Annotated in this window: 18 protein-coding genes; 9 read left to right on the forward strand and 9 right to left on the reverse strand. The window is 67.4% G+C overall.

What is annotated here, in order from left to right; genetic code table 11:
* Positions 1-22 precede the first annotated feature (22 nt).
* The 7 genes from trpD to ACTT2I_RS16345 form a co-directional block, all read right to left on the reverse strand.
* A complete protein-coding gene (trpD, locus tag ACTT2I_RS16315) occupies positions 23-1,060 on the reverse strand; it encodes an anthranilate phosphoribosyltransferase (protein WP_421098853.1) in 1,038 nt (345 codons plus the stop codon).
* 32 nt (positions 1,061-1,092) lie between these two features.
* Positions 1,093-1,671 (reverse strand): anthranilate synthase component II, encoded by a 579-nt coding sequence (locus ACTT2I_RS16320; RefSeq protein WP_019185309.1) that lies wholly within the window; start codon positions 1,669-1,671, stop codon positions 1,093-1,095.
* A 75-nt stretch (positions 1,672-1,746) separates the two neighbouring features.
* Positions 1,747-3,222 (reverse strand): anthranilate synthase component I, encoded by a 1,476-nt coding sequence (gene trpE, locus ACTT2I_RS16325; protein WP_421098852.1) that lies wholly within the window; start codon positions 3,220-3,222, stop codon positions 1,747-1,749.
* 167 nt (positions 3,223-3,389) lie between these two features.
* Positions 3,390-4,322: a lipid kinase YegS gene (gene yegS / locus ACTT2I_RS16330; protein ID WP_293981816.1), complete on the reverse strand. Its 933-nt coding sequence runs from the start codon at positions 4,320-4,322 to the stop codon at positions 3,390-3,392.
* 270 nt (positions 4,323-4,592) lie between these two features.
* Positions 4,593-5,075 (reverse strand): GNAT family N-acetyltransferase, encoded by a 483-nt coding sequence (locus ACTT2I_RS16335; RefSeq protein ID WP_421098851.1) that lies wholly within the window; start codon positions 5,073-5,075, stop codon positions 4,593-4,595.
* A 12-nt stretch (positions 5,076-5,087) separates the two neighbouring features.
* Positions 5,088-5,765 carry a ribulose-phosphate 3-epimerase gene (rpe, locus tag ACTT2I_RS16340; protein WP_088433572.1) on the reverse strand — a complete coding sequence of 226 codons (678 nt, stop codon included), beginning with the start codon at positions 5,763-5,765 and terminating at the stop codon, positions 5,088-5,090.
* A gap of 42 nt (positions 5,766-5,807) precedes the next feature.
* Positions 5,808-6,137 (reverse strand): J domain-containing protein, encoded by a 330-nt coding sequence (locus ACTT2I_RS16345; RefSeq protein WP_019185299.1) that lies wholly within the window; start codon positions 6,135-6,137, stop codon positions 5,808-5,810.
* A gap of 143 nt (positions 6,138-6,280) precedes the next feature.
* Here ACTT2I_RS16345 and ACTT2I_RS16350 point away from each other — a divergent pair, with 143 nt between their 5' ends.
* The 8 genes from ACTT2I_RS16350 to ACTT2I_RS16385 all read left to right on the forward strand — a co-directional run bounded on the left by ACTT2I_RS16350 (position 6,281) and on the right by ACTT2I_RS16385 (position 14,173).
* Complete coding sequence (locus tag ACTT2I_RS16350) at positions 6,281-7,207, forward strand: phosphoribosylaminoimidazolesuccinocarboxamide synthase (RefSeq protein WP_293981808.1); 927 nt, start codon at positions 6,281-6,283, stop codon at positions 7,205-7,207.
* Positions 7,208-7,393: 186 nt separating this feature from the next.
* Complete coding sequence (locus ACTT2I_RS16355) at positions 7,394-7,876, forward strand: Mpo1 family 2-hydroxy fatty acid dioxygenase (RefSeq protein ID WP_421098850.1); 483 nt, start codon at positions 7,394-7,396, stop codon at positions 7,874-7,876.
* A 359-nt stretch (positions 7,877-8,235) separates the two neighbouring features.
* Positions 8,236-11,064 carry a monovalent cation/H+ antiporter subunit A gene (locus tag ACTT2I_RS16360; RefSeq protein WP_421098849.1) on the forward strand — a complete coding sequence of 943 codons (2,829 nt, stop codon included), beginning with the start codon at positions 8,236-8,238 and terminating at the stop codon, positions 11,062-11,064.
* The gene (locus tag ACTT2I_RS16365) at positions 11,064-11,447 is read left to right on the forward strand and encodes a Na+/H+ antiporter subunit C (RefSeq protein WP_019185295.1); all 384 of its coding nucleotides are present in this window, start codon (positions 11,064-11,066) and stop codon (positions 11,445-11,447) included. The genes ACTT2I_RS16360 and ACTT2I_RS16365 overlap by 1 nt, the downstream gene beginning before the upstream one ends.
* Positions 11,444-12,979 carry a monovalent cation/H+ antiporter subunit D gene (locus ACTT2I_RS16370; protein WP_121040638.1) on the forward strand — a complete coding sequence of 512 codons (1,536 nt, stop codon included), beginning with the start codon at positions 11,444-11,446 and terminating at the stop codon, positions 12,977-12,979. Before ACTT2I_RS16365 ends, ACTT2I_RS16370 begins: the two co-directional genes overlap by 4 nt.
* Complete coding sequence (locus ACTT2I_RS16375) at positions 12,976-13,482, forward strand: Na+/H+ antiporter subunit E (RefSeq protein WP_088433567.1); 507 nt, start codon at positions 12,976-12,978, stop codon at positions 13,480-13,482. Before ACTT2I_RS16370 ends, ACTT2I_RS16375 begins: the two co-directional genes overlap by 4 nt.
* On the forward strand, positions 13,479-13,763 hold the full coding sequence (locus ACTT2I_RS16380) for a K+/H+ antiporter subunit F (RefSeq protein ID WP_070472350.1): 285 nt from the start codon (positions 13,479-13,481) through the stop codon (positions 13,761-13,763). The genes ACTT2I_RS16375 and ACTT2I_RS16380 overlap by 4 nt, the downstream gene beginning before the upstream one ends.
* On the forward strand, positions 13,760-14,173 hold the full coding sequence (locus tag ACTT2I_RS16385; protein ID WP_421098846.1) for a Na+/H+ antiporter subunit G: 414 nt from the start codon (positions 13,760-13,762) through the stop codon (positions 14,171-14,173). Before ACTT2I_RS16380 ends, ACTT2I_RS16385 begins: the two co-directional genes overlap by 4 nt.
* A gap of 75 nt (positions 14,174-14,248) precedes the next feature.
* On the opposite strand, the gene ACTT2I_RS16390 is transcribed toward ACTT2I_RS16385, so the two are convergent.
* Together ACTT2I_RS16390 and ACTT2I_RS16395 are read right to left on the reverse strand one after the other, a co-directional pair.
* Positions 14,249-15,205: a sodium:calcium antiporter gene (locus tag ACTT2I_RS16390; protein WP_421098845.1), complete on the reverse strand. Its 957-nt coding sequence runs from the start codon at positions 15,203-15,205 to the stop codon at positions 14,249-14,251.
* A 100-nt stretch (positions 15,206-15,305) separates the two neighbouring features.
* Positions 15,306-15,914 (reverse strand): hypothetical protein, encoded by a 609-nt coding sequence (locus ACTT2I_RS16395; RefSeq protein ID WP_421098844.1) that lies wholly within the window; start codon positions 15,912-15,914, stop codon positions 15,306-15,308.
* Positions 15,915-16,044: 130 nt separating this feature from the next.
* Here ACTT2I_RS16395 and ACTT2I_RS16400 point away from each other — a divergent pair, with 130 nt between their 5' ends.
* On the forward strand, positions 16,045-16,581 hold the full coding sequence (locus ACTT2I_RS16400) for a hypothetical protein (RefSeq protein WP_421098843.1): 537 nt from the start codon (positions 16,045-16,047) through the stop codon (positions 16,579-16,581).
* Position 16,582: the final 1 nt, after the last annotated feature.

Below are 16,582 nucleotides of genomic sequence, written 5' to 3' on the forward strand. Positions count from 1 at the left end.
GCTGAATTCGGAAAACGTGGGCTCAGGCAGCCCCGCGGATGCGGCAAGTGGCTGCCACGTACTGCTCCATCCGCGAACGCGCACTGCCATCGGCCAGCACCGCACGGGCACGGGCCAGGCCATCGGCGATGCTGTCGGCGACACCGGCCACGTACAGCGCCGCGCCGGCATTGAGTGCGACGATGTCCAGCGCCGGGCCGGGCTGGTTGTCGAGCACGCCACGCAGCATCGCGATGGATTCCTCCGGGCTCTCGACCTTGAGGTTGCGGCTGGCCGACATCGCGATGCCGAAATCTTCGGGATGGATTTCGTACTCGCGCACCTTGCCGTCGCGCAGCTCGCCGACCAGCGTGCCGGCGCCGAGCGAGATCTCATCCATGTTGTCGCGGCCCCACACCACCAGCGCGCGCTCGGCACCGAGTTCGCGCAGCACGCGTGCCTGGATGCCGACCAGATCCGAGTGGAACACACCCATCAGCACGTTGGTCGCACCGACCGGATTGGTCAGCGGGCCGAGGATGTTGAAGATCGTGCGCACGCCCATTTCGCGGCGCACCGGCGCGACGACCTTCATCGCCGGGTGGTGCATCGGCGCGAACATGAAGCCGATACCGGTTTCGGTGATCGCGCGCGCGACCTCCTCCGGACGCAGGTCGATGATCGCGCCCAGCGCTTCGACCGCATCGGCACTGCCGGACTTGGAGGAAACACTGCGGTTGCCGTGCTTGGCCACCTTGGCCCCGGCCGCCGATACCACGAACATCGCGCAGGTGGAGATGTTGAAGGTGTGCGAGCCGTCGCCACCGGTACCGACGATGTCCACCAGATGCGTCTTGTCCTCCACCGGCACGGCGAGCGCGAGCTCGCGCATCACGGTGGCCGCGCCGGCGATCTCGCCGATGGTTTCCTTCTTGACCCGCAGTCCGGTCAGGATCGCGGCGGTCATCACCGGCGAGACGTCACCGCGCATGATCTGCCGCATCAGGTCGACCATTTCGTCGAAGAAGATTTCGCGGTGCTCGATGGTGCGCTGCAGGGCTTCCTGGGGGGAGAAGGTCATGCGGGGTCCTTTGTGATGCAGATGCGGCGCGCTCAGCGCTGCAGGAAATTCTTCAGCAGGGCGTGACCATGCTCGGTGAGGATCGACTCGGGGTGGAACTGCACCCCCTCGACCGGGTACTCACGATGGCGCAGGCCCATGATCTCTTCGATCGAGCCGTCTTCGTTCTCGGTCCAGGCGGTCATCTCCAGACACGCGGGCAACGTGGTCTTGTCGACCACCAGCGAGTGGTAGCGCGTGGCCTGGTAGCGGTCCGGCAGGCCGGCGAACACGCCCTTGCCTTCATGGCGGATCGGCGAGGTCTTGCCGTGCATGATGTTGGTGGCGCGGATGACATCACCGCCGTAGACCTGGCCGATGCTCTGGTGGCCCAGGCACACGCCCAGGATCGGCGTGGTCGGGCCGAGCCGGCGGATCAGCTCCAGCGACACGCCCGCTTCGTTGGGCGTGCACGGGCCGGGTGAGATCACGATGCGCTCGGGGGCGAGCGCGGCGATCTCATCGACGCTCAACGCGTCGTTGCGCACCACCTTCACCTCGGCGCCCAGCGTCTGCAGGTACTGCACGAGGTTGTAGGTGAAGCTGTCGTAGTTGTCGAGCATCAACAACATGGTCAGGGTCCGTCTTGAATGGGGAAGTGGCGTGCACGCAACCGTGCACGGGTCAGGCAGTTCGGCCGCGCGCCGTTACAGGCCCTTGGCCGCCTGCGCAACGGCGCGGAACAGCGCGCGGCCCTTGTTCATCGTCTCGTCCCATTCCTTGCCCGGGTCCGAGTCGTAGACGATGCCGGCACCGGCCTGCACGTGCAGGCGGCCGTCCTTGATCACCGCGGTGCGGATCGCGATCGCGGTATCAGCATCACCATGCCAGCCGATGTAGCCGATGCTGCCGGCGTAGACGTTGCGCTTGATCGGTTCCAGCTCGCGGATCACTTCCAGCGCGCGGATCTTCGGCGCCCCGCTGACGGTGCCGGCCGGGAACGTCGCGCGCAGCACGTCGGCGTAGCTCAGGCCCGGCTGCAGCTGCCCGGTGACTTCGCTGACGATGTGCATGACGTGGCTGTAGCGTTCAATCACAAACTGCTCGCCCACCTCTACCGTACCGGCCTTGGACACGCGACCCGCATCGTTGCGGCCGAGATCGATCAGCATCAGGTGCTCGGCGCGTTCCTTGGGATCGGCCAGCAGTTCGACTTCCAGCGCGTTGTCTTCTTCGGCCGTCGCGCCACGCGGGCGGGTGCCGGCGATCGGACGCACGGTGACTTCCCCGTCCTGCAAACGCACCAGGATTTCCGGCGAGGAGCCGACCACCTGCACGTCGCCCGTGTCGAGGAAATACATGTACGGCGAGGGATTGAGCGCACGCAGCGCGCGGTACACATCCACCGGGCGCGCCTTGAACGGCACGCTCAGGCGCTGGCTCAGCACCACCTGGAAGATGTCACCGGCGCGGATGTACTCCTTGGATTTATCCACCGCGGCGATGAAGCCTTCGCGGGTGAAGCCGGAGACGAAATCGTTCTCGTCCAGCACATCGCGGGTGATCGGCGCGGGGTAGCCGGCACCGGGCGCACGCAGCTTGGCGACCAGCGCATCCAGCCGCGCCTGGGCGTCCTCCCATGCACCGGGCTGACCGGGGTCGGCATGCACGATCAGGTACAGGCGGCCCTTGAGGTTGTCGAACACCGCCAGCTCTTCGGAATGCAGCAGCAGGATGTCCGGCGTGCCCAGCTCATCGCGGCCACGCGGCGGTGCCAGGCGCGGTTCGATGTAGCCGATGCACTCGAAACCGAACCAGCCGACCAGGCCCCCGGTGAAGCCGGGCAGACCGGCCAGTTTGGGCACGGAGTGGGCGCCACGCAGCGCCTCGACCTCGGTGAACGGGTCGGCGACCTCGCGGGTTTCCACCACGGTGCCGGACTCGCTGATGGTCAGCGTATGGCCGTGGAAGGCATACACCCGGCGGGCCGGCAGGCCGATGATGGAATAGCGCCCGAAGCGTTCGCCGCCCTCGACCGATTCAAACAGATAGGTATGCGGGCCGTCGGCGAGCTTCAGATACACCGAAAGCGGCGTGTCCAGGTCGGACAGCACTTCACGGACGACGGGGATGCGGGTGTGGCCTTCAGCGGCCTGCTGCTGGAACTGCTCGAGCGTGATCAAGACGACTTTCCTTCCGGGAAACGGCGGTGGCGGGACGGACGACGGCAACAGGCCACCATCGCCACCAACGGCGAGCGGAAGAAAGGGTATGCGGGGTCGTCAGAATGGACACCCGGCGACTGTACCGCATTGACGGCACCGGATGGAACCCGGCGCCGCCCCGCGCATCAGCCACGCGATAGCAGCGGGCTGTCCAGCGCCACATGCAGGTTGACCCGCCCCGGCACGCAGTCGATGCGGAAGTGCCGGGCCTGGACCGGTTCGCCATCCAGGTTGAGCGTCAGCGGCAGCTCGGCCTCGATCTCCACCCACGGCGCCTGCACACGTTCGGCCACCTGCTCCAGCGCGCCGCGCTTGCCGCCCTTGACCAGCGCGGCAAAGGTGGAGGCGACCTCCCCGCTCAGTTCGGGAATCACCGTGACATCCAGCAGGCCATCGTCGATCAGGGCCTCCGGGCACAGCACCTGCCCGCCACCGGCCTGGCGGCCGTTGCCCACACCCAGCGCGATGAAACCACCGGCCCACTCGAACCCCGGCGCCCGCACTCGCGCCTGGATCGGATCGATCCGCCCCAGCCGCGACACCCCGGTGACCAGGTAGGCCAGCCCACCGAGCACTTTTTTCAGCCCTTCATCGGTCTCCACCGTGACCTCGGTGCCGAAGCCGCCACTGGCCACGTTCGCGCACCACCACACCTTGCCGTCGGCATCGATGCGCAGCAGGTCGACCGGGCGCGCCGGCGCGTGCCTGATCAGCTCCAGCGCCGCCAGCGGTGCATCGGGAATCTCCGCCGCCGTGGCGAAGTCGTTGGCCGTGCCCAGCGGCAGCAGCCCCAGCGACGGCAGCGCGTCGGCCGGCTCCTCGCGGTGGGCCAGGGTTTCGGCCACCTCACTGAGGGTGCCATCGCCGCCGGCCGCGATGATCGTATCGACCCCATGCGCGATCGCCTCGGCCACATAGCGCTCGGCATCGCCCGATTCCCAGGTCACCCGCACCTCCAGCTGCACCCCGCGCTCACGCAGCGTCGCCACCGCCTCGCGCACATCCTCATTGCCGGTGGCCTTGCCGTTGAGGATCAAACGCCAATGGGGACGGCTCATGCGGTACTTCCTGGGAGTGGGGAAGCGAAGGCTAGCAGCGCGTGGCATGGCCGCCGGTGAACGTCATCAAAGCGTCACCGACGGTCCGGAGAATGAAAGGCCATAGCAAGGAAGATGGATGGAGGCAGGATCAGCCTCCCGCTATTCCCAGGGCCGTACCAGCAATGGTGCGGTCTTTTTTTGACCCGCCAGCAGCGCAGCCGACCAACGGTCGGCTCTACCGTGTTGGGTTGGCTGCGGCAGCCGACCAACGGTCGGCGCTACGGGTGCTCAGCCTTCGGCGAAGGTCCGCAACACCTCACCTTCCATCCGGTACACCGTCCACTCGCTCTGCGGCTTCGCCCCTGCGGCCTCGTAGAACTGGATCGCCGGTGCATTCCAGTCCAGCACCGACCACTCGAACCGCCCGCAGTTTTCCGCCACCGCGATGCGTGCGATGTGCTGCAGCAGCGCCTTGCCCGCACCGCTGCCGCGGCGCTCCGGACTCACGTACAGATCTTCCAGATAGATCCCGTTGCGGCCCAGCCACGTGGAGTAATTGTAGAAATACACCGCATATCCGATCGCGACGCCGTCGGCTTCGCAGATCAGCGCGTGCGCCTTCGCCGCCGGCCCGAACAGGCTCGCGCGGATGCCCGCTTCGTCGGTCTGCACCGACGACTCGGCCTTTTCGTAGAGGGCCAGCTCACGGATGAAGCGCAGGATCAACCCCGCATCCTCGGCGGTGGCCACACGGATGGTCACGGCAGCCACCGCTCCCATGGCTCAGCCCCGCGCCGCGGCGACGTTGCCGCGCATCTGCGCGATGATGTCCTGGTAGCTGGTCTTCGCATTAAAGATCGCCGAGCCGGCCACGAACGTATCCGCACCGGCCGCCGCGATGGCCCCGATGTTGTCGGCCTTCACGCCACCGTCGATCTCCAGGCGGATGTCCTTGCCGCTGGCATCGATCTTCTGGCGGATCGCGCGGACCTTGTCCAGCGCCGAGGGAATGAAGGCCTGACCGCCGAAGCCCGGGTTGACCGACATCACCAGCACCAGGTCCAGGTCATCAAGCACCCAGTCCAGGATGTCCACCGGCGTGGCGGGATTGAGCACCACGCCCGGCTTGCAGCCCAGCGAACGGATCAGCTGGATGGTGCGGTGCACGTGGCGGCTCGCCTCCGGATGGAAGCTGATGTAGGTCGCGCCGGCCTCGGCGAAATCCGGAATGATGCGGTCCACCGGCTCCACCATCAGATGCACATCGATCGGTGCGGTCACGCCGTGCTTGCGCAGCGCCTGGCAGACCAGCGGGCCGATCGTCAGATTCGGCACGTAATGGTTGTCCATCACATCGAAATGCACCCAGTCGGCGCCGGCCGCGAGCACGGTGTCCACTTCCTCACCCAGGCGGGCGAAATCGGCGGACAGGATGGAGGGAGCAATGATGCAGTTGGACATGGCCGGGACCTTCAGGAGGTTGAAAGGGGGCGCCGCGCGGAATCAGCGCTTGCGCAGGGTCTTGATGCGGTCGTAGGCGGCATTGAGCTGGCGCGACTTGCGCTCGGCCTGCTGGCGCAGCTCCGGGGCGGCGCCGACCACCTTGTCCGGGTGGTACTGGGACATCAGCCGGCGGTAGGCCAGGTCGATCTCGGCATCGGTCGCCTCGGAGGTCAGCCCCAGCTCGCGGTAGGGGTTCTCCCTGTTCAGCCGGAACCAGTCGGCATCGAAGGCATGCCCCAGCAGCAGCCCGAACGCGGCCCCGAACAGCGGATTGGGCCTGAACAGCAGGGCGCCAGCGATGAATCCGAGCAGTTTTCCGTACCAGCGCATGGTGGTCTGGGCAGCCGAGGCGACAAAGGATCCTCATTTTACGTCACAGCGGGCCCAACCCGCTTTACACTAGGCCGCCCGCTGTCTGTGCGGGCCCTCCGGGTCCCCTGGACAGCTGTCATGACGAAGCCTCAGGAGTGCCCGTGCCGACCACGTTGTTGCAATCCGATCTCCCCGGCCTGCCCTTGCGCCATCGCGGCAAGGTGCGTGATGTTTTCGACATTCCGCGCGACCGGCTCCCCGCCGGCACTCCGCCGGGGGACTACCTGCTGATGGTCGCGACCGACCGTCTGTCAGCCTTCGACGTGGTGCTGCCCGACCCGATCCCCGGCAAGGGCGAAATGCTCTGCCAGGTCTCGAACTTCTGGTTCGCCAAGACCGCGCACCTGATGCCCAACCACCTGACCGGCATCGATGTCGCCAGCGTGCTGCCCGAGGGTGTCGATCCGGCCCTGTACGCCAAACGCGCGGTGGTCACCCGCAAGCTCAAGCCGGTCCCGGTGGAGGCGATCGCCCGGGGCTACCTGATCGGCAGCGGCTGGAAGGACTACCAGCGCACCGGCAAGATCAGCGGCATCGAGCTGCCCGATGGACTGCGCCAGGCCGAACAGCTGCCCGAACCGATCTTCACCCCCTCGACCAAGGCCGCCGTCGGCGACCATGACGAGAACATCGATTTCGATGCGATGGTGAAGGCGGTCGGTGCGGACCTGGCCGAGCGCGTGCGCGATGCCACGCTGCGCATCTACGCCTTCGCCGCCGACTATGCGCGCGAGCGCGGCATCCTCCTGGCCGATACCAAGTTCGAGTTCGGTACCGATGCCGATGGCCGTCTGTACATCATGGACGAGATGCTGACCCCGGATTCCTCGCGCTACTGGCCGGCCGACGAGTACGAGGTGGGCACCAGCCCGCCGAGCTACGACAAGCAGTTCGTCCGCGATTACCTGGAGACGCTGGACTGGGGCAAGACTGCCCCGGGCCCGAGCATCCCGGCCGAGATCATCGAGCGCACCCGCGCCAAGTATGCCGAGGCGCTGCAGCGCCTGGCCGGCATCTCGGTCGACTGATTCGCCTGCGCCCCCGGCCGTGATGGCCGGGGGTCCCGGCCGTAGCGTCGACCGTTGGTCGACTGCCGCGGACGTTGGTGGCCTATCGCGTGCAGCACGAGGGGTAGCGTCTGGGTGAGAGCAAGCCGACCAACGGTCGGCTCTATCCGCCCGGGGCGGTATGCTCTGCGGATCCTGGGAGGGAACATGGCCACCACCACCGTCGCACGCCCGATCGACCGCTACTTCGCCAGCTATTCCGATGACCACCGCAATGTGCTCAACCAGCGCATCCATGTCGTGGCGGTCCCGGCGATCGCGTGGTCGGTGATCGCCCTGCTGTGGTGCCTGCCGCCGCTGATCACCTGGTTCCAGAACGGGATCTGGGCCGGCCTGGCGATGTTCGCCGCCTGGTGCTTCTACAACCGTCTTTCGCGCACGCTGGGTTACGGCATGCTGGCGTTCTTTTTCGTCATCGGCTGCGTGTGCCGCCTGCTGGAAGCCGAGATCGGGCTGGTGAACCTGTTCTGGCTGGCGTTGGGCGTGTTCGCCGTGGCCTGGGTCGCGCAGTTCATCGGCCACAAGCATGAAGGCCGCAAACCGAGCTTCCTGACCGATCTGGTCTATCTGCTGATCGGCCCGCTGTGGGTCCTGGCCAAGGTCTACCGCCGGATGGACTGGCGCTACTGACCAGTTTTTCCTGAACGAGCCGACGCGCTCACCGGCACTCCACGCCGCACCGTCCAGCATCGTCCCCAGTGGCCTTTCGAGCGACGGTCACCGTTCATCTTCGTGCACACCCGGGGGGTCCCGCAGCCCCTGCGATGTCTGGTTCCGGACCCGTTTCGAGCGGCGTCGGGAGGCCACAGTCGGCAAAGTCGAGGGCGGGCCTCCATACGGCCTTCGACAGACCCGAATGGGGCGTCGCGCTGCCCGGAAAAAATGAATCAGCGCACGTTACATGCAATTGAGGGCGTATTCGGGTGTATCGGCAGCAATTGCCTGCCTGTTAGACTGAACGACCTGCTCGTGAATCCCGCATTCCCTGCATGAATCCTAGTCTGCTCCTGCTGCTCGCCCTGCCCTTCCTGATGGCAGTGGCCGTCGCTTCATTCCGCCGCACCTCCCGCTCCACGGCCGCCTGGGTAGCCGCGGCCGCTCCGCTGGGGGGACTGGCGCTGTTGGCGACGATGACCCCGGCGATCATGGACGGCGGCATTGTCCGCAGCTACGGGGAGTGGATTCCGCAGATCGGCCTGGCCTTCTCGCTGCGCCTGGACGGCCTGGCCTGGATGTTCGCCGGCATGGTGCTGGCCATCGGTGCGCTGGTGGTGATGTACGCGCACTACTACCTCAGTGCCCGCGACAGCGCCCACCGCTTCTACTGCTACCTGCTGCTGTTCATGGGCGCCATGCTGGGCATGGTGCTGTCGGGCAACCTGTTGCTGTTGATGGTGTTCTGGGAGATGACCAGCATCAGCTCGTTCCTGCTGATCGGCTTCTGGTCACACCGCCAGGACGCCCGCGAGGGCGCCCGGATGGCGCTGGTGGTCACCGGCGGCGGCGGCCTGGCCCTGCTCGGCGGTGTGCTGCTGATCGGCCGCATCGTGGGCAGCTTCGAGCTGGATGCCGTGCTCGCCGCCGGCGATCTGATCCGCGCCAGTGCGCTGTACCCGTATGCGCTGTTCCTGGTCCTGGCCGGCATCTTCACCAAGAGCGCCCAGTTCCCGTTCCACTTCTGGCTGCCGCACGCGATGGCCGCGCCGACGCCCGTCTCGGCCTACCTGCACTCGGCCACCATGGTCAAAGCCGGCGTGTTCCTGCTGGCGCGGCTGCACCCGGCGCTGGCCGGTACCGACCTGTTCTTCTATACGGTCAGCGGCATCGGGGCGATCACCCTGCTGATCGGTGCCTGGAACGCGATTTTCCAGCATGACCTCAAAGGCCTGCTGGCCTATTCGACGATCTCCCATCTCGGCCTGATCACCATGCTGTTCGGCCTGTCCACGCCGATGGCGGTGGTGGCCGGTGTGTTCCACATCCTCAACCACGCCACCTTCAAGGCCTCGCTGTTCATGGCCGCCGGCATCATCGACCACGAGACCGGCACCCGTGACATGCGCAAGCTGGGCGGCCTGCGGCGGTTGATGCCGATCACCAGCGCGCTGGCGATCATCGCCTCGCTGGCGATGGCCGGCATTCCGCTGCTCAACGGCTTCCTGTCCAAGGAAATGCTGTTCGCCGAGGCGCTGACGGCCGGCGGCCCGGAGACCATGCGCGTGGTGATGTCGATCGCCGCCCTGCTGGCCGGTGTGTTCGGCGTGGCCTACAGCCTGCGCTTCGTGCACGACACCTTCTTCGGCAAGGGGCCGCACGACCTGGATCGCGTCCCGCATGAGCCGCCGCGCTTCATGAAGGTGCCGGTCGAGATCCTGGTGGTGGTCTGCGTCGCCGTCGGCGTCGCCCCGGCGATCACCATCGCGCCGGTGCTGCACGCCGCGGCTTCCTCGATCCTGGGCGCGGCGATGCCGGCCTACAGCCTGTCGGTCTGGCACGGTTTCAACACCCCGCTGATGATGAGCATCGCCGGCGTGATCGGTGGCATCGCGCTGTACTTCGGGCTGCGCCGCCTGATCGACCTGCATGCGGTGGTCAGCCGCAGCATCGGCCGCAACCTGTTCCACAAGCAACTGGACCTGGTGTTCGGCTTCGCCCACCGGCTCACCCAAGGCCTGGCCAACGGCAGCCTGCAGCGCATGCTGATGGCGCTGGTGGTGGTGGCGATCATCGTCGCCGCGGCACCGTTCGTGGCCAATCCGGCCTCGCCGAACTGGCCCTCGCCGCAGCCGATCCCCCTGTTGGGCTGGGCCCTGTGGCTGGTGATGATGGCCTGCGCGCTGGGCGCACTGTTCGTGTACCGGCAGCGCCTGCTGGCGGTGCTGGTGGTCGGTGGCGTGGGCCTGATGGTGTCGCTGACCTTCGTGTTCCTGTCCGCGCCGGATCTGGCCCTGACCCAGCTGCTGGTGGAGATGGTCACCCTGGTGCTAATGCTGCTGGGCATGAACTACCTGCCGATCCAGTCGCCACCGGAGAAGTCGGTCTGGCGCAAGCGGCGCGATGCGGTGATCGCGATCGTCGCCGGTGGCGGCCTGGCCGCGATGGCCTACACCGCCATGACGTTGCCGCCCAACACCATGGCCGGCGAGCTGCTGGCGCGTGCGCTGCCCGAGGCCTATGGCCAGAACGTGGTCAACGTGATCCTGGTCGACTTCCGCGGCTTCGATACCTTCGGTGAGATCACCGTGTTCGGCATTGCCGCGCTGGTGGTGCACGCCATGCTGCGCCGCTCGCGGATGGCGCCGGAACAGATCATGCCGGGCCCGCCGATCAAGCTGCCGGTGCCGGCCGATCTGGCCCAGATCATGTTCCCGCTGACCCTGACCGTCTCGATCTTCCTGTTCCTGCGCGGCCACAACGCACCCGGCGGCGGTTTCATCGCCGGCCTGGTGCTGGCCGTGCCGCTGCTGATCCAGTACGTGATCCAGGGCACCACGTCGGTGGAATCGCGCTTCGGCTTCGATTACATCCGCTGCATCGGTGCCGGTCTGCTGATCGCCATCCTCAGTGGCTGCGCTTCGATGCTGTTCGGGGTGCCGTTCCTGACCAGCGGCCATCTGGACCTGCATATTCCGTTGATCGGCGAGGTTCCGCTGGCCAGTGCGATCGGCTTCGATACCGGTGTGTACCTGGTGGTCTTCGGCGGGGTCATGCTGATGCTCTCGATGATGGGCACGATCAAGCCCTCGCGCACCCGCAATGCCCGCAAAGGCGAGATCGATCCCAACCGCCGTTCGGCAAAAACCGGGGAGATGCACTGATGGAACTGGCTCTGGCAAGCGCCATCGGCGTACTGAGCGCGATCGGCATCTACCTGCTGCTGCGCGCGCGCAGCTTCGATGTGATCCTCGGCATGACCTTCCTGTCGTATGCGACCAACCTGCTGATCTTCGCCGGCGGCCGGCTGGTGCAGGGCAAGGCGCCGGTGCTGCGTGAGGGCATCGACAGCGACCTGGGCAACTACACCGATCCGCTGCCGCAGGCACTGGTGCTGACCGCGATCGTGATCGCCTTCGCGATGACCGCCGTGAGCATCGTGCTGGCCATGCGCAGCCGCAGCGACAACCACAGCGACCACGTGGACGCACACGAAGAAGAAGAACTTCCCGCCGATACCGCGCCGGGCCGGGAGGGCGGCGCATGAACCATGCGGTGATCCTGCCCATCCTGATTCCGCTGTTCGGCGCGGCCTGTTCGCTGTTCGTCGAACACCGCCGCTACGGGCCGAAGGTGCAGCGCACCGTGGCGTGGACCACGCTGACCGCACTGGCGGCAGCGGTCGCGCTGCTGTTCGCGCAGACTGCCGACGGCAGCATCGCGGTGTACCTGCTGGGCGACTGGCCCTCGCGCCTGGGCATCGCGCTGGTGGCCGACCGCCTCTCGGCCTGGATGCTGGTGACCACGCTGCTGCTGGCCATCCCCTGCCTGCTGCATGCCTGTTCGGGCTGGGACCGGCGCGCGCCGCATTTCCATGCGTTGTTCCAGTTCCAGCTGGTCGGCCTCAACGGCGCGTTCCTGACCGGCGATATCTTCAATCTGTTCGTGTTCTTCGAGGTGATGCTGATCGCCTCCTATGGCCTGCTGCTCAGCGGCGGGCGCGGCCTGCGCATGCGCATCGGCCTGCACTATGTGGTGTTCAACGTCACCGCCTCGACCCTGTTCCTGATTGCGCTCGGCCTGCTGTACGCCTCGCTGGGCTCGCTCAACATGGCCGAGCTGTCCCAGCGCATCGCCGAAGTACCGGCCTCGCACCTGACCCTGGTCAAGGCGACCATGGGGCTGTTGCTGCTGGTGTTCTGCAGCAAGGCCGCGCTGATGCCGCTGTACCTGTGGCTGCCCGAAGCCTACGCCCGTGCGCCGGCCGCCGTGGCCGCCCTGTTCGCGATCATGACCAAGGTCGGCCTGTACGCGGTGCTGCGGGTCAGCACGCTGTGGTTCGGCGAGGGTGCCGGCCCGATGGCTGGCTACGGCAGCGAATGGCTGCTCTGGGCCGGTGTAGCCACGCTGGTGCTGGGTGGCCTGGGTGTCCTGGCCGCCGCCCGCCTGCGCGTGCTGATTTCCTACCTGGTGGTGGTCTCGGCAGCGACGCTGTTCATCGCCTTCTCGGTGCGCACCCCCGAAGTGCTTTCCGCTGGCCTGTACTACCTGCCGCACAGCACCTTCGTGGCCGCCGCACTGTTCCTCATCGCCGATCTGATCCGCCGCCGCCGTGGCGGTGCCAGCGATCGCAAGGAGGTCATCGCGCCGATGCCGGGCAAGGAAACGCCGGCGGTGCTGTTCCTGATCGGTGCGGTCTCGGTGGCGGGCCTGCCGCCACTGTCCGGCTTCCTGGCCAAGGCGGCACTGCTGGCCGGCATGCCGGCGCAGTACACCTGGGCGGTCTGGGCCGCCGTGCTGGGCAGCAGCCTGATGGTGATCGTCGGCCTGACCCGCGGCGGTATCCGCCTGTTCTGGCGGGTGCCGGTGGTCGAAGAAGGCGCCCCCAAACCGCGCAAGGCGCCCACGCGCACCGTGGAGCTGTTCGCCGCGGCGCTGCTGCTCAGCTACGGCATCGCGATGAGCGTGTTCGCCGGCCCGCTGATGCAGCACACCGATGCGATGGCCACCCAGCTGCTGCAGCCGCAGGACTACGTGGGTGAACTGCGCGCCACCACGCCGGAGATCCGCCAGCCATGACGCGCAAGCCTTCCCTGTACAAACGCGTGCTGCCCTCGCCCTCGCTGAGCGTGATGGTGGTGGTGTTCTGGCTGTTGATGTCCGACAGCTTCACCGTCGGCCAGATCGTGCTCGGCATGATCCTGGGCGTGGTGGTGCCGCTGTTCGCGGCGCGGCTGGACCGCGAGTTCGCCCGCATCGGCTCGCTCCGCCCGCTGCCCAAGCTGCTGTTCGTCACCCTGTGGGACATCCTGATCTCCAACATCCGGGTCGCGATCCAGGTGCTGGGACCGGAGCGCCGCATCCATCCCGGCTTCATCTGGCTGCCGCTGGATATCGCCAACATCCACGGCATCGCCGCGCTGACCAGCATGATCACGCTGACCCCGGGCACGGTGTCGGCCGCGTTGTCCGATGACCGCAGGTATCTGCTGGTGCATGTGCTGCACCTGGATGACCCGGACGCGCTGATCCGGCAGATCAAATCCCGCTACGAAGCCCCGCTGATGGAGATTTTCCCATGACCGGATACATGTTCATCCAGACCACGATGGTGGTGTGCATGCACGTGGTCGGCCTGGCCATGCTGCTGGCCACCTGGCGCCTGCTGCGCGGCCCGACCGTGCCCGACCGCATCCTCGCCCTGGACACCCTGTCGGTGACGGCGATCGCCGAGCTGATGCTGTTCGGCATGTACCTCAACTCGGCGGTGTATTTCGAAGCCGCACTGATCATCGCCATGCTGGGCTTCGGCAGCACGGTGGTGCTGAGCAAGTTCGTGCTGCGCCGGGACATCGTCGAATGATCACCTTCATCCAGATCGTGCTGTCGATCCTGCTGCTGTTCGGCTGCTTCTTCATCCTGGTCGGCGCGCTCGGCCTGGTGAAGCTGTCCACGTTCTTCAAGCGCCTGCATGCACCCACCAAGGCCAGCACCTTGGGCGTGGGCTGCGTGCTGGTCGGCTCGGTCTGCTATCACATCTTCCTCGGCGAGGACCCGCAGCCGCGCGAACTGCTGATCACGGTATTCCTGTTCATCACCGCACCGATCAGCGCGCACATGATGGCCAAGGCCGCGTTGTCGCTGCTGATGGAAACCCGACCGGACCTGCCGGGCCACAAGACCGCCAAGGAAGAACAGTTGCCGCCGCCGGAACCGCGCCGTGCGGACGAGGCCGATGAGGCGAAGGCCCCCGTTTCCCGGGACAGCCAGTAGCGCCGACCCTTGGTCGGCCGCCTGCATCGTACCGGAGGGCAGCCGACCCACGGTCGGCGCTGCGTCCTGCGACGGTCAGCCGCCCCAGATCAACGCCAGCTCCAGCGCGGCCCAACCGACGAACGCCACCACCAGCACCGCGCCTTCGCGCCGGCTGATGGTCAGGTCACCGCGCAGCATCGGGTAGAGCACGAGCACGAAGGCGATCGCCGCCGGCAGCTCCAGTTTGACGAACGATTCGGGCAGCGCCAGCGGGCGCAGCGCGGCCATGCCGCCGACCACCACCAGCAGGTTGAACAGGCTCGAGCCGATCACGTGGCCCAGCACCATGTCGCCCTGCCCACGGCGTGCCGCCGCGATCGCCGCAGCCACTTCGGGCAAGGCCGTGCCGATCGCCACCGGCAGCAGGCCGACCAGCAACGGTGACCACCCCAGCCCGGCGCCAAACACCGGCGCGGCCTGCACGATCCAGCGCGCGCCGACATACAGGCACACCGCCGCGAACAGCAGCCGCAGGAGGTTGAGGAACAGCCCTGTGCGGGTCATCGCGTAGCCGGCGATGCCCTCGCGCACCGGCTCGGATTCCAGCCGCGCGCGGCGCAGCAGGAACACCAGCAGGCCGACGAAGGCGAGCAGCAGCACGGCCCCTTCCCAGCGTGCGATCACGCCATCCAGACCGAACAGGATCAGCAATGCGCTGGCGCCCGCCAGGCACACCAGCAGCGGCGAGAGCAGCCGCGCACGCACCAGCAGCGGCGCGGCCAGCGCCGCCAGGCCCAGGGTCAGGCCGACATTGACGATGTTGCTGCCCACCGCGTTGCCCAGGGCGAGTTCTTCAGCACCGACCACGAAGGCGCGGGCATTGACCACCAGTTCCGGCAGCGAGGTGCCGAAGGCCACCAGCAGCAGCCCGGCCACGAACGGTGAGGCGCCCAAGCGCTGGGCCAGGCCCGATGCGGCCCGGACGATGGAATCACCGCCCAGTGCCAGCAGCACCAGGCCCAGCACGAACCAAACAGTGGCAGCGATCATCTGGTGCTCCCCGGAGACAGATCTGGGCCGATTCTAGGGCCAGCCCGGCCCGAACAGTGAAGGCCCGCCCCGTCGATGCGACCGGGGCGGTACCGGTGGCTCAGGAACAGCCTTCCACGTAGTCCACCTGCGGGGTCTTGCCGACGCGCCAGGCGGTCACGTTGCCATCGCCATTGATCTCGAAGTTGACCAGCGCGCCGCCCTCAGTGGCCGGGCGCACGCGCAGGTTGTGGCCCTGCGGATCGTACTTGTGCGGGGTCAGGTCGCCGCGGTCCGGGTACAGCGTCTGCAGCTGGCCCAGCGACATGCCGACCTTGCCGCCGCCGGGGGCGACGATGCGGTCGTTGCGCACGTCGTAGCGCACCAGTCGCTTGCCTTCGATCATGAAGATCACGTCCTCGGCCTGCGCGCCTTCGGGCCGCAGCGCATGGCAGTAGTCGTCAGCGACGTCCCCCTGCAGCGGTTCCTTCCAGGCCGCCCTGACCTCCTCCAGCGTGCTGCCCAGCGCCACCGGGCCGTAGCCATCCAGGCGTGCCGGCCCCTGCGTATCCGTGCCTGGCGCGGCCGTGCCAGGCGCTGCCGGCGCGGTGTCCGCCGCCGGTGCCGGCACGGCCGCCTCGGCATCGCCCGACGGGGTTTCCGGCGTGCGCTCGCACGCGGCCAAGGCCAGCGCCATACCCAGTGCGATCATGCTTCCCAGCTGTTTCATGCCTGCATCCTCCCGGTGAATGGGCGCAGCCTAGCGCGAACGCTGTGTGGGCGGGATGCAGGCTGTCGCTGTCATCCGCGTTTCACCTGCCGCGTTCAGGCTCGGCCTGCACCGCATCGACCCCGCCCCCATGCAACCGCAGAAGACCGATCTCGCCCGCACCGCGCTGCAGGCCCACCGTGCCCCGCTGGACATGCGCCAGCGCCGGCTGTTGATCCTGTGCGACGGCCAGCGTGACCTGGTCCAGCTGGGCCAGCTGGTGGGCCCGGAAACCCCGGCGATGGTGATCCAGCTGATCCAGAGCGGGTATCTGGTATCAAGTGCGGTCGCGGAGGCGGCCGTTGTCGCGCCTGCCACACTCGTGCCCGGCGTGATGCCCACCGTGGCGACGGTGCCCGCGCCGGTGACCGAACGCCGCCGCTCGCTGGTCGCCGCCCGGATCTATCTGCTGGATATCCTGGAACTGCAGCGCCATCCGCGCGCGGCAGCGCTGTTCCACACCCTGCAGCAGGCGCGCAGCGACGACGCGGTCATGGCGGCGCTGCACGCCGCGCTGGAGGCTCTGCCGGACCTGACCTCCACCGGCTATGCCGAACGGGTGCGGCAGCGGTTGCTGGAGGTGTTGCCGAAGGAACATGCCGACCGCGTCCAGATCGCGGCGGTTTGAG

Origin of the sequence: Stenotrophomonas sp. PUT21 (assembly GCF_052232875.1) — a bacterium.
GTDB lineage: Bacteria > Pseudomonadota > Gammaproteobacteria > Xanthomonadales > Xanthomonadaceae > Stenotrophomonas > Stenotrophomonas maltophilia_N.

Coding starts and splice junctions, on each gene's coding strand:
- ACTT2I_RS16390 (WP_421098845.1), bottom strand. CDS start 15,205: ATGATCGCTGCCACTGTTTGGTTCGTGCTGGGCCTGGTGCTGCTGGCA.
- ACTT2I_RS16360 (WP_421098849.1), top strand. CDS start 8,236: ATGAATCCTAGTCTGCTCCTGCTGCTCGCCCTGCCCTTCCTGATGGCA.
- ACTT2I_RS16400 (WP_421098843.1), top strand. CDS start 16,045: ATGCAACCGCAGAAGACCGATCTCGCCCGCACCGCGCTGCAGGCCCAC.
- ACTT2I_RS16370 (WP_121040638.1), top strand. CDS start 11,444: ATGAACCATGCGGTGATCCTGCCCATCCTGATTCCGCTGTTCGGCGCG.
- ACTT2I_RS16395 (WP_421098844.1), bottom strand. CDS start 15,914: ATGAAACAGCTGGGAAGCATGATCGCACTGGGTATGGCGCTGGCCTTG.
- trpD (WP_421098853.1), bottom strand. CDS start 1,060: ATGACCTTCTCCCCCCAGGAAGCCCTGCAGCGCACCATCGAGCACCGC.
- ACTT2I_RS16385 (WP_421098846.1), top strand. CDS start 13,760: ATGATCACCTTCATCCAGATCGTGCTGTCGATCCTGCTGCTGTTCGGC.
- ACTT2I_RS16380 (WP_070472350.1), top strand. CDS start 13,479: ATGACCGGATACATGTTCATCCAGACCACGATGGTGGTGTGCATGCAC.
- ACTT2I_RS16345 (WP_019185299.1), bottom strand. CDS start 6,137: ATGCGCTGGTACGGAAAACTGCTCGGATTCATCGCTGGCGCCCTGCTG.
- yegS (WP_293981816.1), bottom strand. CDS start 4,322: ATGAGCCGTCCCCATTGGCGTTTGATCCTCAACGGCAAGGCCACCGGC.
- ACTT2I_RS16320 (WP_019185309.1), bottom strand. CDS start 1,671: ATGTTGTTGATGCTCGACAACTACGACAGCTTCACCTACAACCTCGTG.
- ACTT2I_RS16365 (WP_019185295.1), top strand. CDS start 11,064: ATGGAACTGGCTCTGGCAAGCGCCATCGGCGTACTGAGCGCGATCGGC.
- ACTT2I_RS16355 (WP_421098850.1), top strand. CDS start 7,394: ATGGCCACCACCACCGTCGCACGCCCGATCGACCGCTACTTCGCCAGC.
- ACTT2I_RS16375 (WP_088433567.1), top strand. CDS start 12,976: ATGACGCGCAAGCCTTCCCTGTACAAACGCGTGCTGCCCTCGCCCTCG.
- rpe (WP_088433572.1), bottom strand. CDS start 5,765: ATGTCCAACTGCATCATTGCTCCCTCCATCCTGTCCGCCGATTTCGCC.